The following is a 19,196-nucleotide window of genomic DNA, read 5'->3' as shown; positions in this document are numbered from 1 at the left end:
GTCGACGGCGGCCCAACTGCCGCCGTCGACGTCGCGCCTCATCCGGCAACCCACGAAGGACATTGCATGCTTGACGAGAACACCATCACCGCGATTGCGGACGAACTGGTTGAGGCCGGGCGATCCCGGACTCCGGCTCCCAGACTGACCTCGCGCTATCCCCAGATGACCGTGGAGGATTCCTACCGGGTGCAGGCTCTGTGGCGCCGGCGGGGCGAAGAAAGCGGTCGCATCCTGTCCGGCCGCAAGATCGGCCTCACATCCAAGGCCATGCAGTCCGCCACCGGCATCACCGAACCTGATTACGGCGTCATCTTCGCTGACATGATCCTGGACAACGGCTGCACGCTGAAGTGGAGCCAATACTCGCATCCGCGCGTCGAGGTGGAGCTGGCCTTCCTGCTGAAGGAGGACATCAGCGGGCCGGGGGCCACGCTCTTTGACGTGCTGAAGGCGACGGAGTATGTGGTTCCGGCCCTGGAGATCCTCGACTCCCGGGTCGAGATGGAGGGCCGGACCATCGTGGACACCATCGCGGACAACGCAGCGATGGGTGCCATGGTGGTGGGCGGCAACCCGGTCCGGCCGCAGGACATCGACCTGCGCTGGGTCGCCGCCATCCTGTACAAAAACCAAACGGTCGAGGAAACCGGGGTGGCAGCCGGCGTGCTCAACCATCCGGCCGCGGGCGTCTACTGGCTGGCGAACAAGATCGCCGCCCACGGCGACCGGCTTAAAGCCGGCGAGCTCATCCTGGCCGGATCGTTCACCCGCCCGATGTGGGTCCATGAGGGGGACACAGTCTTCGCCGATTACGGAGCGCTGGGAACCATCACATGCCGTTTCGAGTAGATCCTGATAAGTCCTTCAAGGACGCCCTCGCCGCGGCGGAGCGGCCACTGGCCGGCATGTGGGTCTGCTCCGGCAGCCCGCTGGTGGCCGAAATCTGCGCCGGCGCAGGACTTGACTGGCTGCTGATCGACGCCGAACACAGCCCCAACTCGCTGGAATCAGTCCTGGCCCAGCTGCAGGCCGTGCGCGGCTATCCCGTCACCGCCGTCGTCCGGCCGCCGTTTAACGACACCGTGCTGATTAAGCAGTACCTGGACCTGGGCGTACAGACCCTGCTGATCCCCATGGTCCATACCGCCGAAGACGCCGCAGCTGCCGTCGCCGCCGCGCACTATCCCCCGCTTGGGGTCCGCGGCGTCGGCTCCGCGCTGGCCCGCTCCGCGCGCTGGAACCGCATCCCCGACTATCTGGCGCGCGCCGCCGAAACCATCACCATCATCGTTCAGATCGAGTCACTTCAGGCCGTGGAAAACGCGGCGGCGATCGCCGGAACGGAGGGCATCGACGCCATCTTCATCGGTCCCTCGGACCTGGCCGCTTCGATGGGACTGATTGGCCAGCAGGACCACCCCGAGGTGATCGCCGCCGTCGAACGCTCCATCCGCGCGGGTAAAGCGGCCGGCAAACCGGTCGGCGTGAACGCCTTCGCCGAACCCACCGCCCGCCGCTACCTTGCGGCCGGGGCGGACTTCATTCTGGTCGGCGCCGACGTCGCTCTGCTGGCTAGAGGGAGCGAGCAGCTGGCCGCGAAATACCTCCCGGAACAGCCAAATGCTTCAAGCACCCCCGCCAGTTACTGACTTCGCCGCCGTCGAGGAGCACCGGCTCCGCCTGATCCCATTTTACGACAGCGATCCCGCTGAACGACCCGGAAATTTCATGGTCATTCAGCGGGATCGTTGTCGCTTTTGAACGTGAAGGGCCCGGATTACTTCACCGCAGCGGTGCCCCCACTCCCAGTTCCGCGCCGCGCGTTTCCTTCACCAGCGAAACGCCAACAAAGGAGATCACGCACAGGACCATGATGTAGATCGCGATGGAGCCGGACCAATGGGTGCCGCTGAGCAAAGCTTGGGAGATCAGCGGCGCGAAGGCACCCCCAACAATCGCCCCGAGCGCGTAGCCGATGGAGACACCCGAATAGCGCACGTTCGCCGGGAACATTTCGGCGTACATCGCGGACATCGGCCCGTAGGACAGGCCCAGTCCGACCGTGAGCAGGAAAAGGGCGATGCCGTAGAGCCAGATGTTCCTGGTGTCAATGAGCATAAACAGCGGGATCATCCAGACGAAAACCAACAGATAGCCGATCTGGAAGGTCCGAACCCGGCCGATCCGGTCGGACAGCCGGCCGCCGTACATCGTGAAGATCAGCCAGCCGAAGGCGGCCAGCATGGTGGCAAAGAGCACCGCAGAGGGATTCATCTTCAGCGATTTCTGTGCGTAGCTGGAGAAGAAGGCGATCAGCAGGTAGCCGGCGGCATTGTTGGCGATGAAGATGACGGCCGTGAGCACAACCTGCTTGGTGTTGTGTCGGAACAGTTCCGCCAAGGGGGCAGCTGATTCGCGCTTGCGCTCGGCCAGCTCTTTGAACACCGGGCTTTCGCTGATGGACTTGCGGATGAAGTAGCCGACGACGATCAGCAGCACGGAGATCAGGAACGGAATGCGCCAGCCCCAGGCTGTGAACTGCTCCGCGCTAAGGTTCAACCGCAGAACGAAAAGCAGCAGCGTGGCCAGAATCATTCCCACCGGTACGCCGATCTGCGGGTAAGCTCCCCAGAACCCCCGCTTGTCCTTCGGGGCATGCTCCACCGCCATCAGCGCCGCGCCTCCCCATTCGCCGCCGGCCGAAAAGCCCTGCAGCACGCGGAGCAGGATCAGCAGGATGGGCGCCCAGATGCCGATCGAGCCGTAGGTGGGCAGCAGCCCGATCAGGGCCGTGGCCGAGCCCATCATAATCAGGGTCAATACCAGCATGGACTTACGTCCTACCCGGTCCCCCAGGTGTCCGGCGACGATGGCCCCCAGTGGACGGAAGAGGAAGCTGATGCCAATGGTCGCCCAGGAAGCGAGCTGCGCCCCGGTGTCCCCCAACGGACCAAAGTACAGGCTGCCGAAAACTAAGCCGGCGGCCTGGGCGAAAATGAAGAAGTCGTACCACTCGATGGTGGTCCCGATCATGGTTCCTGCGACGACCCTGCGGTCTTCGCTGGACATCCGCTGGGCAGTCTGTTTGCCCGCGGCAGAGGTGGTAGCCATAAGTACTCCGTTGTTCATATGGAAGGTGCGAGTTGGCAACTGACAGAACGGTCAGTCGGTAACGAGGATACTACTGCAACGTGACGCGGAACACGCCGAAGGTGGCTGGCGCGGCCGCTGCGGAATTGGCCATCGGAATTAAAAACTTCTGCAGGAATTCTCCTATCCCCCCGAACCGGCTCAAGGTTTGACCAGAAAGTGGGCCACCCGGACGACGACGGCGTCATAGCAGGTTTTCGACCCCGAGCTGGCTGTCCGGAATGGTGGTGAAGCGGCCGTTGGCGAAGGCGAGGGCATCGCCATTGCGGTAGTTGAAGTCCACCACCTCGCCCAGATAGAGGGTGTGGTCCCCGCCAGGGTACGCAGCCCAGGGCGAACACTCGAAGAAAGCGAGCACGCTGGAGAGCCTCGGCGCCACCTGGCCCTCCACCCACAGCGGTTCCTGACCGGGCTTACCGGCAAAGTGTATGGCCAACGCCTGCTGCTCCGCGCCGAGGATATTTACCGTGAAGGGACGCTCGGACAGCTCGTCGTGCGCTTTGGTGGCTTTCGCGATGCTGACCAGCACCAGCGGCGGGTCCATGGAGACGGAGGTGAAGGAGTTCACCGTGATGCCGTGGCGCTTGTTGACGCCGTCGAAGGTGACGATCGCAACGCCGGTGGCGAATCGGCCAAGGCTGCCGCGGAAATGATGGGCGCGCGGCGCCATGGCCCGGAAGGCCGGTGACGGCGGTGGAACCGATGCACCGGCTGCTGGCGGTGTGATCATTCTCGCTTCCTATTCCAGCGTTCTTTATTTGAACAACTTGCTCTAATATCGAACTATAAATGAGAGTAAACCCGGGCACAAGGCCCCGCCACGTCGTCAGGAGATCGCATGGCTGAAAATGCCAGCCCATCGCAGACCCTCTCGCGTGGACTGCGGGCGCTGGAAATCCTCGCCGAATCCGCCACCGCCCTGACGATTGCGGATCTGTCCACGGCCCTGGGCGTGCACCGGTCAATTGCCTACCGGATCCTGCGGACCTTGGAGGATCATTCGCTGGTGGTCCGCGACGAAGGTGGCCGGCTGCTGCCCGGGGCAGGACTGGCCGTGCTGGCGCGTGGCGTCGCCCGCGACCTCCAGACGGCCGCACTTCCCGAAATCACCCGGCTTTCCGAAGACCTTTCCATGACCGCGTTCGTTGGCGTGTGGGACCGGGCCGACTGCGTCACCCTGGTGACCGTGGAACCGCGGCATTCCGGTGCGGCGCTGGCCCAGCATCCGGGCAGCAGGCATCCTCTGACCGTCGGCGCCCCCGGCATCGCAATCCAGTCCGCCATGACTGACGAGCGCTGGGCCGAACTGGCTCCGGATTTGTCCTACCGTCCGGAGGCCGCCACGGCACGGAGTTTGGGATTCGCGGTCAGCCACGACGAGGTCATTCCCGGCCTCTCCTCCGTCGCTGCCCCCATCCACGTGCCAGGACACCGCCCGGCCGCCCTCGCCGTCGTCTATATCCGAGCGGGCCAGGAACCGGAGGAAATCGGCAGGCTGCTGGCGGCCAGTGCCCGGCGTATTGAGGATCAGCTCGGCTGACGCATCTGCACCACGGTCAGCACACCCAGCAGCAGCAGCGCCACGGCCGCCGCCATGGAGACCAGGAATGCGGCCGCATAACCCGAGGACTGCGCCAGGGTGCCGGCGATGGAGGATCCCAGGGCAGTGCCGGCCACGATTCCGCTGGCAAGCGCCGTCATCACGGTTCCCAGCCGGCGCCGGGGGGCGACGATGCCACCGATGCTGAATATGGTCACCATGACGGGACCGACGGGTATGCCCAGAGCCAGCAGGACCACGATCATCGCCGGGACGCTGGACGGAAGAAGGAGCAGCCCGGACAGCGCCGCCATGAGCGCCGCCGCGCTCAGCCAGCGGAGTGGGTGCGCAAACCGGGCCGGCCAATAGGCAACTGATAAGGCCGCCACGGAGGAACTCAAACCCACGACGGCGTAGAGCAGGCCACCCAGCTCGGGAGATCCGAAACTGCCGGTGAAAGCGATCAGCGCCGTCTGGGTGGCACCGAAGAAGGTTCCCATGGACACCATTCCCAGCACCGGGACGGCGACCCGGAACCAGTGCAGGCCGCCGGTTATGACCGCGGGCGTCCCGCCCTCCGTGGGGGTTCCGGTCTCCGTGGGGGCGTGTCGCGGGATGGCCTCCTGGGTCCGGTGCACCGCGAAGAGCGAGACCAGCGTCAGCGTCAGCGCGGCTGCGAGGACCAGGGGCAGCCACGGCGCGATGAAGCTGGCCAGGATGCCTACCAGGGCCGGACCCAGCACAAACGTCAGTTCATCGGCGGTGCTTTCATAGGAAAGCGCCGTGTCGAGGGTCGCCTCCTGGTCATCGCGGGGCAGCTGCCGGGTGAGGAACATCCATCTGACCCGCGCCAGCGGCCCCACCTGCGGTGAGGTCAGTCCGCTCCCAAAGGACAGCACGAGCACCCAGATGACGGTACCCGGATCGAAGCCGCTGGCCAGATAGCACAGTACGACGACGGCGACCAGGGCTACGGTGTTGGTTCCTGCCGATGCCAGCAGGACGTTCTTTTGGCCCAACCTGTCCGCCAGATAGCCAATGATCGGCGCACCGGTAGCGGACCCCAGCCCGACAGCTCCGGCGGCAAGTCCCCCGATGGCGTAGGAATGGCTCACGGTGCTGACCAGCGTCAGGATCCCCACGGTGAGCATGGCCAGCGGCAGTCGGGCGAAGAATCCCAGCGGCAGGAACCCCTGGCCGGATAGCCGGGGCAGAGCGTGGTAGCGTTCGAAGGCCGCGGGGCGTTGGCGTGCTGGAGAGGACGAGCCTCGCCGGGGCTGGAGAGAGCTTTTCATTGTTTTCCGGTTGACTCATGGTGCGCATCGTCCCTCCTCCCGATGCGCGCGACCCGGTTACACAGGAAATATTACCGCACGGAATACTGCCGCTGGCCGTTACGCCGCGGCCACCGCGGCATGGTTGACGGACAAGGTTGATCCGGTTCTGCCCTTGTGGACCTGGAGTTGGGTGGGAATGCGCAGCTTCAGCTCGGCAACATGGCTGACCAGGCCCACCACACGTCCGCCGTCGCGCAGCCCCTCCAGGGCGTCCATTACCTGCTCCAGGGACTGTTCGTCCAGGCTTCCAAATCCCTCGTCCACGAACAGTGTTTCGATGTCCACTCCGCCGGTTTCCTGCTGCACTACATCGGCCAGTCCGAGGGCCAGCGCGAGCGAGGCCATGAAGGACTCCCCACCGGAGAGGGTGGCGGTATCCCGGCGCTGACCGGTCCACTGGTCCACGACGTCCAAGCCCAGACCCGACTTCTGGTTGCGGCCGGCCAAGGCATCGCTGTAGCTCAGGGTGTAACGGCCATCGCTCATGGTTCCGAGCCGTTCGGATGCCGCGACGGCCACCTGCTCCAGCCGGGCAGCGAGGACGTAGGTGTTCAACGGCATCTTGTAGCTGTTTTCACCCATCCCCCGGGCTGTGTCCGAAATGGCCTGAACGCGCTGCCAATGCTCCCGCAGCGGTGCCGCGTGGGCTTCCAGCACGGCATGCCGTGCGGCGGCATTCCGGACCGCGGCGAGTGCGTTGGCCGCGAGTTCACGGCGGACGACGGCGGCTCCGGCCGCCTGCGCCGCGTCTTCGGCCGCGCGGCGCAGGTCGGCAAGAGCCCCAGCTGCCGGGGCGGCTTTGCCCTCGGCAGCCTCTGTGGCTGCCGCTTGCACTTCCTGCGGGTCGAACGCCGCCTCGGACCGAACGACCGATTCCGAATGTGCCCGAATCCTCTCATTCAGGGTTGCGGCCTCAGCTGCGGAGAGCAGCGCCGCCCGGGCGGCCCGGGCGCTGCCGAACGGTGTGTCCGCCAACGCCTCCCCTAGTGCAGTCCGTGATGTGCCGGCGGCAGCCTTGGCGGCGTCCCGGTCCTGGATAGCCGATGCCGCGCCGGCGAGCAGCTCGGCGACCCGGTGCAGGGCGGACACCCGGGCGGCAAGGCTTTCAAAACCGTCGCGAGAATCCGCCAGCTTCGCGTCGAGCTCCTGCGTCGTTGATGACGTCGCCGAGAGAGTGGCCTGCTGGGCAGCCAGCTGTTCCCGGGCGGCTGCCGCCAAGCTTTCCTGCTCCTGAATCCGTGCGGTCAGGAGAGTCAGGTCCGCCTCCCCCCGGGCCAGGTCCGGCACGGCCCCCTGAGATGTGGCCAACTCCTCCTGGGCAGAGGCCGCGGCTTCCTGCGAAAGTTTTAAGTCCGCAGCACCGCCGCGTCCCTGCAGGACGGCGAGTTCCTGGCGCGCCGCCGCCACCCGCAAGCCAGCGGCGGACTCGACCGTTTCGGCCTCGTCCCGGAGGAGTTTGGCGCGTTCCTCATCCTCGGCCGCCTGCAGCCCGGTTCCGGCCAGCGCCGAGGGCTCAGGATGGACCTCGCTGCCGCACACCGGACACGGCTCGCCCGACTTGAGCCGCGCCGCCATTTCCCCGGCCGCCGTTTCCAGCCGCTGAGCCATCAGCCGGAGCCAATGTTCCTGTGCATCCAGCAGGGTTCGGCGCGCCTGCAGATGTTCCTCCTCGCAGCGAACCGTCCGGCTTTGTGCCGCGCGGTGATCTCGGATGGTCGCGAGCAGATCCTGGGCAGCCCCAGCCGCCAACCCGCGGTGCTCCACCTGATCGGCAAGCTGCTTGAGCTTCGCGACCCGGACCCGCACTTCGGACCGCTGCCCGTCGGCAGTCCGGGCCGCTTCGGCGTGGCGGGCGGCGGCAGAGGTGGAATCATGAACCGCACTCGTCAACGAATCCACCTCGGCACGCACCTGTGCCAGCCGCTCCTCCTCCGGCAGCAGCGCCTCCACGGTGGCTCCGGTCCGTTCCAACCGGGACCGAATGCTGTTCAGGGCAGCGGCCGACGGCTCGGCCGACTGTTTTGCAATTCCCGTTAGGTCGGCCGCCTGCGGGTCATTTGTCAGCCGGATCAGCACGGTCCGTGTCAATGCCTCCAGCTCCGTCAGCCGCACCTCAGCCGCTTCCACGGACGCCAGCTGCCCGGCCAGGACCTCGGCTTCACGGTGTTCGCGCCCCTGTTGCTGCCACCGGGCGAAGTCGGGCTCAATCACCGCGAGCCGGTTCCGTTCGGCCATCGCAGCCTGCAGTTTGGCGTGCCGCGCAGCGAGCAGTTCAGCATCCTGCAGTGCCGCGGCCGCACCAAGCTCCGCGGAACGGCCAGTTGCCGCCTGCGCTCCCACCCGCCGGTGAGTCTGCGACACGGCATCGACCAACGCTTCGAAGAGGGCGGCCCCGTGCATCGATTCGAGATCATCGATGGCATACGCCGTGCCCGCAGGTTCGAGCACGCCCTCGGCCTGCACCCGCGCATTGGCTTCCAGCAGCAGCAGCTCCTGCTCCTTCGCGGCGACCGCTGATTTCCCAGCCAGCGCCTCCAGGGCCAACTGTTTTTCAACGTTTTCGTACACTTCGGTGCCAAACAGACTCTGCAGCAGCTCCTGCCGGTCCTTGTCCTTGGATCGCAGGAATGCAGCGAAGTCTCCCTGCGCGAGGAGGATCACCTTGGTGAACTGCTCCATCTTCATTCCGAGGAGGGCCGCGATTTCCCCGCCGGCCTCGTCGTTCCGGCTGGATTTTTCGACCCAGATTCCGTTTTCCTTCTCCCGCAGCAGCGTCTTGGCCTGCTGCACAGTGGTGCCTTTACCGCGCAGCGTCGGGCGGTCCCAAGCAGGGCTTCGCGCCACCTCCAGCCGTCGGTCACGGGCGCTGAACTCGCAGATCACCAGAGGTTCCAGTCCTTCGGGGGCATGGTCGCTGCGCAGCCTTTTGCCGTTTTGCCGGGCGCCGGGCACGGAGCCGTAAAACGCATAGCAAATGGCATCCAGGACGCTGGTTTTGCCGGCACCGGTGGCGCCGTTGAGCAGGAACAGGCCCTGCTCTCCCAGGGCATCAAAGTCGATGGTCTGACGTTCGGCAAACGGACCAAAGGCCTGGATTTCGAGCCGGTGGATTCTCATCGGGACATTTCCAACAGCCGCACGGACTCAAGGGAACCGCGCAGCACCGTTTCCTCCTGTTCCGTCGTGGTTCGTCCACGGACGTGCTCCAGGAAGCCGGAGCAAAGCTGAAGGTCATCGGCGGCGTTCGAAACCCTGTCGCCGTAGCTCGATGCCGGTTTTTGCGCGGCGTTGGCTGGCTCGAAGGAGAGCACCAGGGTTTCTGGAAACCTGGCCCGGAGCCGCTCCATCGCCTTCGCTGGGCGCTCGTTATCCGTCAGGGTGATCTGGCAATAGGACGACTCGGCGCAGGCGTAGTCTTCCGCCGCCAACAGGTCCTCAAGATTTCCGCGCAGAATGGCGAGGCCCTTTTCCGCCGGCCAATCCACGGCTCGAACAGATTCCAGCCCCTTCGGACCAATGTCCAGCAGCCAGCCGCCCTTGTTCTGACTCGCCTCCGAGAAGGAATATGGCAGCGGCGAGCCGGAATACCGCACGTTGTCCCGGAGCCTCTGCCGGCCATGAAGATGCCCCAATGCGGTGTAGGTGAATCCGTCAAAGAGGTCCAGCGGAACCGCCCCCACTCCGCCCATGCTCAGCTCGCGCTCACTATCGGAACTGATCCCGCCGCTGGCAAAGGTATGGGCGAGAACCACCGAGTGGGTTGTCTTGGTCCGGTCGGCCAGATCCGCCCTGACCCGGGCCAGGGCAGCCCCGGTCACGGTGAAGTGCGTGGCCTGCTCCACGTCCAGAGCCTGCGCCGCCATCCGCGGCTCCAGGTAGGGAAGGCCGTAGATGGCCAAATCCACGTCCCGGTCCACAGCCAGCAGCACCGGGGCGTCAAGCCCCGCGATGCGGGTCCGCAGGTGTACTCCGCCGCGCTCAAGCACCTTGCCCGCAAATCCCAGTCGGGAGGCAGAATCGTGGTTGCCGCTGGTCAGCACCACCTGGACTCCGGCCGCGGTCAAACGGTCCAAAGCATCATCGAGCAGGTTCACTACATCAACGCCCGGCAGCGCCCGATCGTAGACATCCCCGGCCAGCAGCAGGACCTCAACCCTCTCCCGCCGGACCGTATTCAGCAGTTGGTCCACAAATCTGCGCTGGGCCGCCAGCATGCCGACGCCGTGGAACGACCGTCCCAAATGCCAGTCCGAGGTATGTAATAACCGCATACCACTACGCTAACCGGTGGCACCGACAGGAATGCCTGCGACCGGCCGACACGGGCGTTTTGATCCCAGCCGGATTACTTCGGCGGGTGCGGATTGTCGAAAAAGTCCTGTGCCTCGGTGTTCCGCGGAACTGCCCCCTGGCCCCGATCAGCGGCTTCACGCCGGCCCGTGGAGACTCCCGGAACCGTGCTCGAAGCTTCGGAATCTGGAGCTTCGCCCGGTTCTATCCGGCGACTGCCGTGACCAGCATCGTGCTGACCCACTTCCTCGGCTGCGGCCGCAGCAGCCGCACTGTCAGCGTCGCCGTCACCGTCGCCGTCGCCGTCGCCGTCAGGGTCAGCTTCAGCATCAGCAACAGCGCCGCTGTCCGTGGCCGGTCCCGCAGGGGCCAGGTCAAAATCTTCAGCAAGACCGGCACCGCCGGCAACAGGCTCCGCCTCGGCACCGGTCGGGACCAGGCCCGCCCCCGCGGGCGGAACCGGTACGGCAAACGCCCGGTACAGCAAACCGGCCAACGCCGCGCCCAGCAGCGGAGCAAGCCAGAACAGCCACAACTGCCCGGCAGCCCAAGGTTCAGCGAAGAGTACGACGGCGGTGGAGCGGGCCGGATTCATGGATGCATTCGTCAGTGGCAGCGCCACGGTGATGACCGCCGCGTAGCCGAGCCCGATGGCGATGGGTGCGAGGCCGGTGTTGGCACGCACCTGCGTGGATCCGAGCACAACGGCGACGAAGATGGCGGTGCCGACCAGCTCGATCAGCAACGCTCCAGCCATCGGAATATGGGAGGGGGAATGCGCGTCAAAACCATTGGCCAGGCTGCTGAACAGCGTCTGCGGGGTTACCTGGCCATTGCTGGAGGTGACCGCCGGGAAGATCTTCAGCACGACGAAGAGCACCAGCGCGGCGACCGTTCCACCTGCCACCTGCGCGATGGCGTACCACAACGTGTTCAGCCAGCGGAGTTTGCCCGCGATGGCCGCCGCGACTGACACGGCCGGGTTGAAATGTCCGCCGGAAACGTGTCCGAAGGCAATGATCGCCGCGATCAGTGCCACACCGAAGCCGAAACCGACGGGTACTGCTGTCTCATTTCCGGCACCGTTGAACAAGGCGATGCCCAACCCCGCGAAGACCAGCAGAAAGGTGCCAAGTGCCTCGGCGGCGAGCCGGGCCGGGAGCCCAAAACCGGAGAGCTTGGCGGCAGCACCAGCGGTGTAGGGCGGAGGGGACTTCCGATCGGCCCTGGCCGGGCTCAGCTGACTGGCCGTCCGGCCCCCCGTGCTGTCCGGACCCTTGCTGCTGTCCGGACCCTTGCTGCCGCCCGGACTGTTGATGCTGCCCGTTTCAGGTTTGGTCATGGGAGCTGTTCCTTCCCTTCGTGGTTGGAGATCGTGATCGGAGACAATGCTGCCAGCGGCCGGGGATCCAGGCCTGCCGGAGGACGGCTTAACAAACTACGCGGCGAAGTTGTGCATAGCCTGTGCCGCCGTTCCCACAGTATCGGTGCGGATCCTGCAAACCGGCTAGCTTGCCCGCACGAGCTGGGACCCCAGCAGCATGGCCGCAATCGCCGCTGCGGACAGCGCGACGACGGCGATGGCAGCGATCCGCAGCAGCCGCGCTGGCGGTGCCGCCGTCCCCGCCTTGAGCTCGCGGCTGCGGACGATGGCGCAGCACGCCAGCACCGCCGTCGTACCTGCCGCAACCGCCGCGCAGGCGCCCAAACCCAGCGGCGGCGCCGCCGCGGAGGGTGTCCCGGAGGCGGATGCCAGCCCACTTCCGGACGCCGGCTGTACAGACAGCGAAGTCAGCCAGGCCCGCCCAATCAGCAGGTCAACCACCAGCATGGTCAGCATGGTCCTGCGCCAGGACAGCAACGTCCGCTCCGGCTGGAGCCCTGGATCACGCGGGGTCCGGGTGCGGCTCATCAGGGCCGCAGCAGGATCAGCACCGCGAAGACCAGCGCAGCCAGCGACACCACCACCGTCATGCCCAGCAGCATCGATGAGTGCGGCAGTTCCCGGCCATGGCGCATTGCCTCCTCACGCCTGGCCCAGCGCCGATAGCTGAGGATGGCCAGCGACGCTCCCACCCCGGCCAGCGCGACGCAAAGCACCACCCGTCCGGCGCCCGGTGCAAATTGCGGGGCCAGCTGGTCGATCGCCACGGCTCCCGCCAGCAGCGCCAGCGCGGTGCGGATCCAGGCCAGAAAGGTCCGCTCGTTCGCCAGGGAAAAGCGGTAATCGGGCATTTTGCCGGTGCGGCGCCACTCGGGCTCACGCATGAATTCTCCTGGGCTGGCTGGTAAGGGGCTAGGGCAAAGTTTACTGTTTGACCGGCCGGCATCCGTCCACTGGTCGGCAACGGGCGCGCGCCGACCGCGGTAAATTAGGGAGATGGAATCTGCTGCCGCCTTGCCCGCCATCACCGGTCCCGGTCTGGATTCCCGTGTCCACGGGTGCCTGATGGGCGGTGCGCTCGGAGACACCTTTGGGTATTCGGTGCAGAACGACGACGGCGACGCCATCCGCGCCCGCTTCGGCAGCGCCGGATTGCTGGACCTGAGCCAAAGCCAGGGCCCGCAGCATTTCTCCGCCTGCACACAGCTGACGCTGTACACCGTCGATGCCCTGGTTGAGGCGCTGGAATGGGCCAATGACGGGGTGGCGGCGGACGAACGCGCCTGCCTGTGGCTGGCCTATCTCCGCTGGCTGGCAACCCAGCAGCAGCCCGTGCCCGCGCATGCCCCGGTTCCCGCTCCGCGCCGGATCGATGGCCAGGACGTTCTGCACCACCGGCGGCACCCGGATCCGGCCTGCCTGAGCTCGCTGTCGACCGGCGAAATGGGCACCGTCGCCCGTCCGGTCGATCCGGCAGCCGACGGAAGTGGGGCTGTTGTGCGGTCGGCGCCCTTCGGCCTGATTCCCCACATCGATGCCGAAGCCATCCACCGGCTCAGCACCGACGCGGCGGCACTGACGCACGGACATCCCGCGGCGCAGCAAAGTGCGGCCGTCTTCAGCTGGCTTATCCACGAGTTGGCGATCGAAGCCAAGGGACTTCGTGAAGCCGCCGAATCGGCCCGGCTCCGCGCCGGAGCCGCCGGAGCCGCCGAATCGGCCCTAACGCGGGGGCTGGACGCGGCCATCGAACTCGGTGCCGCCGGCCCGCTTGACGCCGGGGAACTGGCGGTCCGGCTCGGATCAGGCCAGGACGCGGTTGGCGCGCTGACGGCGGGACTGTACGCCGTCCTTGCCACTGAGGCCGCTTCGACGTCCGCCGTGGATCATTTTCTGCGGGCCATGCGGGTGGCTGTTAATCAGGACGGAGACAGCAGTTCCGCCGGGTCGATCGCCGGGAACATCCTGGGCGCGTTTTACGGTGAGGACTGCCTGCCCCAAGCGTGGCTGGCCCTTTCCGAAACTCCAGGGCTGATCCGCACCGTGGCACAGTCGCTGCTGAGGGTCACGGGCTCCACGAACTGACGCTGCATTGCCACGCGGTCCTGCAACACGCCGGGCCTGAAGCGCAATCTTGTCGGACCCCATGGGCACACTGGAAGCATGAACAATTTCCAGCAGCCACAATCCAGCACCCGGGCATCCGTTGAATTCCGCGTCACTTACCTAACGGGCCACGGATCTGCGGTCCACACCGAACTGTTCGACGACGAGGCGGCCGCCGAGCGGTTCGCGGCCCGGCAGGTCCTGCTGGAGCACGAATGGGCCGTCATTGATGCGGTCCCCGTGCCGCTTCAGGCGCGCAGCGCGGCCTGACCTCCCTGCTCAACCGAGCAACTGCAGGAACTCATCCTCAGAGAGAACATCAATGTTCTGACCGCGGCCGTGCAATTCCAGCACCCGGCGTGCTTTACCGGTCAGGCGTCCGGCGGGCAGGTCGGAGGCCACGAAACCGCTGCCGACCACCAGCACCGTGGTTTTCCTGGTGACACCGCTGGCCGGCTGTGCCCCCAGCCGGGCGGCCTGCTCCTTCGCGACGCCGCGGGAGATGGCCAGCTCACCGGTAAAGACCACCGTCTGGCCAAACAGCGGATGGTGCCGGTCCGCGGACCGGTCCGCGGCCGGGTTAGGACCCTCCTGGCCCCAGCTCTGCCAACCACTGCTGGCGGTCGAAGTGCGCAGGAGCGCGTTCCGGGTGGACTTGGACACCTCCGTCACGCCGGGCACATATGCTTCAAGCCGGGACAGCGTCAATTTCAACGATCCGAACAGCCCGGCGACACTGTCCACGCCGTTCCGGGCCGCAATGTCGATCAGAATGCCGGCGCAGGCACGTGCATCTTCCACCGGGTCGTGGTGGTTGAGCAGTGGCACTCCCGCCGCTTCCGCCACGAACGGCAGCGAGTACGACGCCAATGAATAGTGCCGCCGGGACAGGGACACGGTGCAGGCGTAGTCAAAGGCCGGTCCGGGCAGTTGGGAAACCTCTAGTCCTGACCGGATCACTCCCATATCGAAGGCCGCATTGTGGGCGGCCAGCACGTCGGAGCCGATAAAGCCGCCAATCTCGGCAAACAGTTCGCCGAACCGCGGTTCGGACGCCACATGCTCCGGACGGACGCCATGAATCTGCACATTGCGCGGATCAAAGTGGTCGTGACCGGCCGGAGGGCGCATCAGCCAGAATGCCTCATCGACAATTTTGCCGCCGCGCACCTTGGTCAGACCCACCGAACAGGGGGAACCCCGGAAGCCGTTGGCTGTTTCAAAATCTATGGCTGTGAACTCTAACCCCACCGGTCAAGGGTACAGGCGCCAGTGGCCCATACCGGGCAGGAACGCGTGTCGGGGACAGGTAGGCTGGGCGGATGACAGCATCGACGTCCCTGGCGCCCTGGTATCTGTTCGACTACGGCAAGGTCATTTCCCACGCCCCCGATCCAGAAGACTGGGCGGCTCTGCAGGAAGCCACCGGCCTGGATCTGGAGCCGTTGGAGAGCGGCTACTGGATCCACCGGGCAGATTTCGACGCCGGCGCGATCAGCGCCGCGGAATATTGGTCCCGGGTGTTGGAGGAGGAGGTTTCCGACGGCCTGGTTGACCGTCTGGAAGCCCTGGACGCCAAGCAGTGGTCGCACAGTAACCTCGAAACCCTTGATGTGCTGGACATGCTCAAATCCACCGGCGCACAACTGGCCCTGCTCTCCAACATGCCAGCAGGCATGGCGTCGGAGTATGCCCGGCAGGCACCGTGGGTGCAGTACTTCGACAAGCTGTTCTTCAGCGGCCATCTCCGTCTGGCCAAGCCGGACCCGCAGATTTTTGCCCACGTCCTGCAGGAGCTTCAGGCCGATGCCGGCCAGGTCACCTTTGTGGACGATGTGCAGGAAAACATTACGGCTGCCGGGTCCTTGGGGCTGCGGACGGTCCTGCATGTTCCCGGCATTGATCTGGTCGCCGCCTTCGGGTTGTAGCCACGGGACACTGGCCGCATCCGCTGCCGGCACATCCGGCAAATGCATGACGACATATGCAGCAATACAGGGTTCCGCTCATGAACGACCTAGGGTGGTTCCATGAATTCACCCTCTGCTGGTTCACCCTCTGCTGGTTCACCCTCTGCTGGTTCACCCTCTGCTGGTTCACCCTCTGCTGGTTCACCCTCTGCTGGTTCACCCTCTGCTGGTTCACCCTCTGCTGGTTCACCCTCTGCTCCCCGTTCCGCTTATCTGCACAAACTCGACGCCGAGACGGCACAGCGCATGCAGGGCGTTGAGTCGATTCCGTCTGAATTTCCTGGCGCTCCGTCGGACGTGACCGCCGTGGTGGAGGCCACGGCGGAGTCGCTGGCCGATGACCTAAACGATGTCGTCCATGTTTTGCATGCACATCCGGAGACCGCCTTCAACGAGCACCGCAGCGCGGCCTACCTGGTGAATCTGCTTTCCCGGCACGGCATTGAGGCACAACTCGGCGTTCACGGGGTGGACACGGCTATCCGTGCGGAAATCGGTTCCGCCGACGGCCCGGCCATAGCGGTGCTTGCCGAGTACGACGCACTGCCGGAGGTGGGCCATGCCTGCGGCCACAACGTCATCGCGGCCGCCGGAGTGGGTGCCTTTATCGCCCTCGCCAAAACCCTTCAGGCTAACCCCCAAGCCTTCCGCGGACGAGTGGTCTTCCTGGGTACTCCCGCGGAGGAGGGTCATTCCGGCAAGGAAGTTCTGGCCCGGCACGGCGCCTTCGAGGGACTCGGGGCCGCGGTTATGGTCCACCCCTACGGGTACGACCTCGCGGACCAAGTCTGGTTGGGCCGCCGCTTGCTGACCATCACCTACAACGGTGTCGCCGCACATGCCTCGGCCCAGCCCTTCATGGGACGCAACGCCCTGGACGCGGCCAACCTCGCCTATCAGGGAATCGGGCTGCTGCGCCAACAGCTGCCGCCGGTGGACCGCGTCCACGCCATCATCAGCGAGGGCGGCACACGGCCCAGCGTGATCCCGGAACGAGCGGTCCTGAAGCTCTATGCCCGCTCAAAATTCCCGGAGACGCTCCGTGACCTCAGCAGCCGGCTGGAGGAGATCGCCCGCGGTGCCGCGCTGATGGCGGGAACCGGCGTGGATATCGACTGGGACGAGCATCCGCCGTCGCTGCCGGTGCGCACCAACTCCGCGCTGACCGGGCGATGGGTGGCCGCTCAACACCGGCGTGGACGCAATCCGCTGCCCGCCGGCGTGGTTTCGGAAACTCTCGCCGCATCCACCGATTTTGGCAACGTGAGCTATCGGATTCCAGGCATCCACCCGCTGATCAGTATCGCCGCACCGGATCTTGCCTTACATACGCGCGCCTTCGCGGCCGCAGCGGACTCCCCCGCAGCCGAGTCGGGCGCGCTTGACGGAGCCTGCGGGCTCGCAGTGACGATGCTGGACTATCTGTGCGATCCGGAGCTGCGCACCCGGGTCGCGGAGGAGTTCGCAGCCCAGGGCGGCATCATCGATGTGCCGGGCTACTTCGCCTGAGGCCGCGGAGCACAGGGAATAACCCCCGGTGCCGCGGGCTTGTCCCGGTTAAGAGACCCCTCCCTGGGAAGGAACCCATGAGCACCGCGAAGCCGAAGATCTATGCCCTGCACGAGAATCCGGACTGGTTCCCGCCGTTCGCCCGGGCGTTCGAGCAGGAGGGTCTGGAAGTCGAAGAGTGGATTCTCACCGACGGTCTGCTCGATCTGGACTCGGTGCCGCCGGAAGGAATTTTTTGGTCCCGGATCAGTGCCTCCGCACACACCCGCGATCATGGGCTGTCCAAGGACTATGCCCGGGCCGTGCTTTCGTGGCTTGAGTCCCATGGCCGCCGAACCGTCAATGGCCGCCGGATCCTGGAACTGGAAATGAGCAAGGTGGACCAGCTGACTGCTTTGCGTGCCGCCGGCATCGACACACCCCGCAGCAGTGCCGCCGTTGGCCGTCAGCACCTGCTCGCGGCCGCCCGGGACTTCCCCACACCCTTCATCGTCAAGCACAATCAGGGTGGCAAGGGCCTCGGTGTGCGCAAGTTCGACAGCCGGGCCGAACTGGCCGATTACGTGGCCTCGGACGAATTCGAAGAATCCCAGGACGGCATCACCCTGATTCAGGAATTTGTCCAGGCCGCGGAGCCCGTCATCACCCGGGTGGAAATCGTCGGTGGCGAATTCATCTACGCCATTGCGGCCGACACCGCCCGCGGCGGTTTCCAGCTTTGCCCCGCTGACTCTTGCGCCATCGACCCCACCACCGGACGGCCTATTATGCCGCCCGGAGCCACGCTGGCGCCGGAACCCGACCAGCAGCTGTTCAGCCTGCGCGAAGGTTTTGACCATCCCATTGTGGAGAAGTATCTGAAGTTCGCCCGGCGGATGAATCTGGAGATCTGCGGAATCGAGTTCATCGAAACGAAGGACGGACGCATCCTCACCTACGACGTGAACACCAACACCAACTACAACGCGGCCGTTGAGGCGGTGGCGCCGCGCTCGGCCCCGCTCGCCCTCGCCAGGTACCTGAAAGGCTTGGCTGGCTGAGCGGAGGCGACGCCGCAGAACCTGTGCACTGCCGGCTGGCCTCCCCGGCGTGCCCATCCTTGGGTGGAGCCGTCCGCCCGGGGGCGTACCGTACGCTTAACGGGTGATCCTCTCTGCCATCGCGGCTTCGACTCTGCCCGCCCTGCTCGGCCAGGGGCCCGCCCATGCGTTCGTGCTGCCACCGTGGCTGGACCCGCAAATCATTCTCAGCAACCCGGCGCTGGGACCGTGGGTGGTGCTGGTCGCCTGTGCCATGATTTTCGCCGAAACCGGGCTCCTGATCGGGTTCTTCCTGCCCGGCGACTCGCTGCTCTTCACCGCTGGACTGCTGGTGGCCACCGGGACCATCCGGTTCAACATTGTGCTGCTGATGCTGCTGGTGATTGTTTGCGCCTTTGCCGGGAACCAGGTGGGCTACCTCATCGGCGCCAAAGCCGGGCCCGCGCTCTTCAACAAGCCTGACTCGCGGTTGTTCAAGCGCAAGCATGTCGAAAGTGCGCACGCGTTCTTTGAAAAGCATGGCGGACAGGCACTGATCCTGGCCCGTTTTGTTCCCATCGTGCGGACCTTTGTCCCCGTCATTGTCGGCGTGGCCGGCATGAGCCGGCGCCAATTCGCACTGTTCAATGCGATAGGTGCCATCCTTTGGGCCGGCGGGGTGACCCTGTTGGGCTTCATCCTGGGCGACCGGGTGCCGTGGGTGACGAAAAACCTGGACATCATCTTTATTGTGATCGTGCTGGTCTCGATCATTCCGATCATCATCGAGTTCGCCAAGGCCTACCTTGCCCGCCGCAATGCGGCCCGGTCGAACGGGCAATAGTCCACGCCGAGACCCGCAGCGCATTTTTAGCCCGCAAGATGCGG

General features: G+C 65.6%; 18 protein-coding genes. 9 read left to right on the top strand and 9 right to left on the bottom strand.

The window, feature by feature from the left end:
* The first annotated feature begins 66 nt into the window (after positions 1-66).
* Both hpaH and IV498_RS13525 read left to right on the top strand, forming a co-directional pair.
* Positions 67-852 carry a 2-oxo-hept-4-ene-1,7-dioate hydratase gene (hpaH, locus tag IV498_RS13530; protein WP_269047407.1) on the top strand — a complete coding sequence of 262 codons (786 nt, stop codon included), beginning with the start codon at positions 67-69 and terminating at the stop codon, positions 850-852.
* Positions 837-1,652 carry an HpcH/HpaI aldolase family protein gene (locus IV498_RS13525; RefSeq protein ID WP_269047396.1) on the top strand — a complete coding sequence of 272 codons (816 nt, stop codon included), beginning with the start codon at positions 837-839 and terminating at the stop codon, positions 1,650-1,652. The genes hpaH and IV498_RS13525 overlap by 16 nt, the downstream gene beginning before the upstream one ends.
* Before the next feature lie 133 nt (positions 1,653-1,785).
* Here IV498_RS13525 and IV498_RS13520 read toward each other — a convergent pair whose 3' ends face one another.
* The gene (locus tag IV498_RS13520) at positions 1,786-3,114 is read right to left on the bottom strand and encodes an MFS transporter (RefSeq protein ID WP_269047394.1); all 1,329 of its coding nucleotides are present in this window, start codon (positions 3,112-3,114) and stop codon (positions 1,786-1,788) included.
* A gap of 223 nt (positions 3,115-3,337) precedes the next feature.
* Positions 3,338-3,823 carry a flavin reductase family protein gene (locus IV498_RS13515; protein ID WP_269047405.1) on the bottom strand — a complete coding sequence of 162 codons (486 nt, stop codon included), beginning with the start codon at positions 3,821-3,823 and terminating at the stop codon, positions 3,338-3,340.
* 168 nt (positions 3,824-3,991) lie between these two features.
* Between IV498_RS13515 and IV498_RS13510 the strand changes: the two genes are divergently transcribed.
* Positions 3,992-4,693 carry an IclR family transcriptional regulator gene (locus tag IV498_RS13510; RefSeq protein ID WP_269047392.1) on the top strand — a complete coding sequence of 234 codons (702 nt, stop codon included), beginning with the start codon at positions 3,992-3,994 and terminating at the stop codon, positions 4,691-4,693.
* Here IV498_RS13510 and IV498_RS13505 read toward each other — a convergent pair.
* From IV498_RS13505 to IV498_RS13480, 6 genes are all read right to left on the bottom strand, one after another.
* The gene (locus IV498_RS13505; protein WP_269047391.1) at positions 4,681-5,988 is read right to left on the bottom strand and encodes an MFS transporter; all 1,308 of its coding nucleotides are present in this window, start codon (positions 5,986-5,988) and stop codon (positions 4,681-4,683) included. The genes IV498_RS13510 and IV498_RS13505 overlap by 13 nt on opposite strands.
* 99 nt (positions 5,989-6,087) lie before the next feature.
* On the bottom strand, positions 6,088-9,147 hold the full coding sequence (locus tag IV498_RS13500) for an SMC family ATPase (protein WP_269047389.1): 3,060 nt from the start codon (positions 9,145-9,147) through the stop codon (positions 6,088-6,090).
* Positions 9,144-10,301 carry an exonuclease SbcCD subunit D gene (locus tag IV498_RS13495; RefSeq protein WP_269047387.1) on the bottom strand — a complete coding sequence of 386 codons (1,158 nt, stop codon included), beginning with the start codon at positions 10,299-10,301 and terminating at the stop codon, positions 9,144-9,146. Before IV498_RS13495 ends, IV498_RS13500 begins: the two co-directional genes overlap by 4 nt.
* A gap of 74 nt (positions 10,302-10,375) precedes the next feature.
* The gene (locus IV498_RS13490) at positions 10,376-11,662 is read right to left on the bottom strand and encodes an aquaporin (protein ID WP_269047385.1); all 1,287 of its coding nucleotides are present in this window, start codon (positions 11,660-11,662) and stop codon (positions 10,376-10,378) included.
* Positions 11,663-11,827: 165 nt separating this feature from the next.
* A complete protein-coding gene (locus tag IV498_RS13485; protein WP_269047383.1) occupies positions 11,828-12,232 on the bottom strand; it encodes a DUF202 domain-containing protein in 405 nt (134 codons plus the stop codon).
* Positions 12,232-12,588 (bottom strand): YidH family protein, encoded by a 357-nt coding sequence (locus IV498_RS13480; RefSeq protein WP_269047381.1) that lies wholly within the window; start codon positions 12,586-12,588, stop codon positions 12,232-12,234. Before IV498_RS13480 ends, IV498_RS13485 begins: the two co-directional genes overlap by 1 nt.
* A 112-nt stretch (positions 12,589-12,700) precedes the next feature.
* On the opposite strand from IV498_RS13480, the gene IV498_RS13475 reads away from it, so the two are divergent.
* On the top strand, positions 12,701-13,789 hold the full coding sequence (locus IV498_RS13475) for an ADP-ribosylglycohydrolase family protein (protein WP_269047379.1): 1,089 nt from the start codon (positions 12,701-12,703) through the stop codon (positions 13,787-13,789).
* A 78-nt stretch (positions 13,790-13,867) separates the two neighbouring features.
* Positions 13,868-14,080, top strand: coding sequence for a hypothetical protein (locus tag IV498_RS13470; RefSeq protein ID WP_269047377.1), 213 nt, complete (start codon positions 13,868-13,870; stop codon positions 14,078-14,080).
* Between the two features lie 9 nt (positions 14,081-14,089).
* On the opposite strand, the gene IV498_RS13465 is transcribed toward IV498_RS13470, so the two are convergent.
* Positions 14,090-15,061 carry an exonuclease domain-containing protein gene (locus IV498_RS13465; RefSeq protein ID WP_269047375.1) on the bottom strand — a complete coding sequence of 324 codons (972 nt, stop codon included), beginning with the start codon at positions 15,059-15,061 and terminating at the stop codon, positions 14,090-14,092.
* A 71-nt stretch (positions 15,062-15,132) separates the two neighbouring features.
* Between IV498_RS13465 and IV498_RS13460 the strand changes: the two genes are divergently transcribed.
* The 4 genes from IV498_RS13460 (at position 15,133) to IV498_RS13445 (ending at position 19,152) form a co-directional block, all read left to right on the top strand.
* Entirely contained in the window at positions 15,133-15,738 is a 606-nt protein-coding gene (locus IV498_RS13460; protein ID WP_269047373.1) for an HAD family hydrolase, read from the top strand.
* 288 nt (positions 15,739-16,026) lie between these two features.
* Positions 16,027-17,289 carry a M20 family metallopeptidase gene (locus IV498_RS13455; protein WP_269047371.1) on the top strand — a complete coding sequence of 421 codons (1,263 nt, stop codon included), beginning with the start codon at positions 16,027-16,029 and terminating at the stop codon, positions 17,287-17,289.
* Between the two features lie 77 nt (positions 17,290-17,366).
* Positions 17,367-18,329, top strand: coding sequence for an ATP-grasp domain-containing protein (locus IV498_RS13450; RefSeq protein WP_269047370.1), 963 nt, complete (start codon positions 17,367-17,369; stop codon positions 18,327-18,329).
* Positions 18,330-18,432: 103 nt separating this feature from the next.
* Positions 18,433-19,152, top strand: a complete 720-nt coding sequence (locus tag IV498_RS13445) for a VTT domain-containing protein (RefSeq protein ID WP_442951353.1) — start codon at positions 18,433-18,435, stop codon at positions 19,150-19,152.
* Positions 19,153-19,196 lie beyond the last annotated feature (44 nt).

The sequence above is a fragment of the Paenarthrobacter sp. Z7-10 genome (assembly GCF_026932795.1).
GTDB lineage: Bacteria > Actinomycetota > Actinomycetes > Actinomycetales > Micrococcaceae > Arthrobacter_M.
Note: the sequence above shows the minus strand (reverse complement) of the source record. Positions and strands in the feature narration are given on the sequence as shown.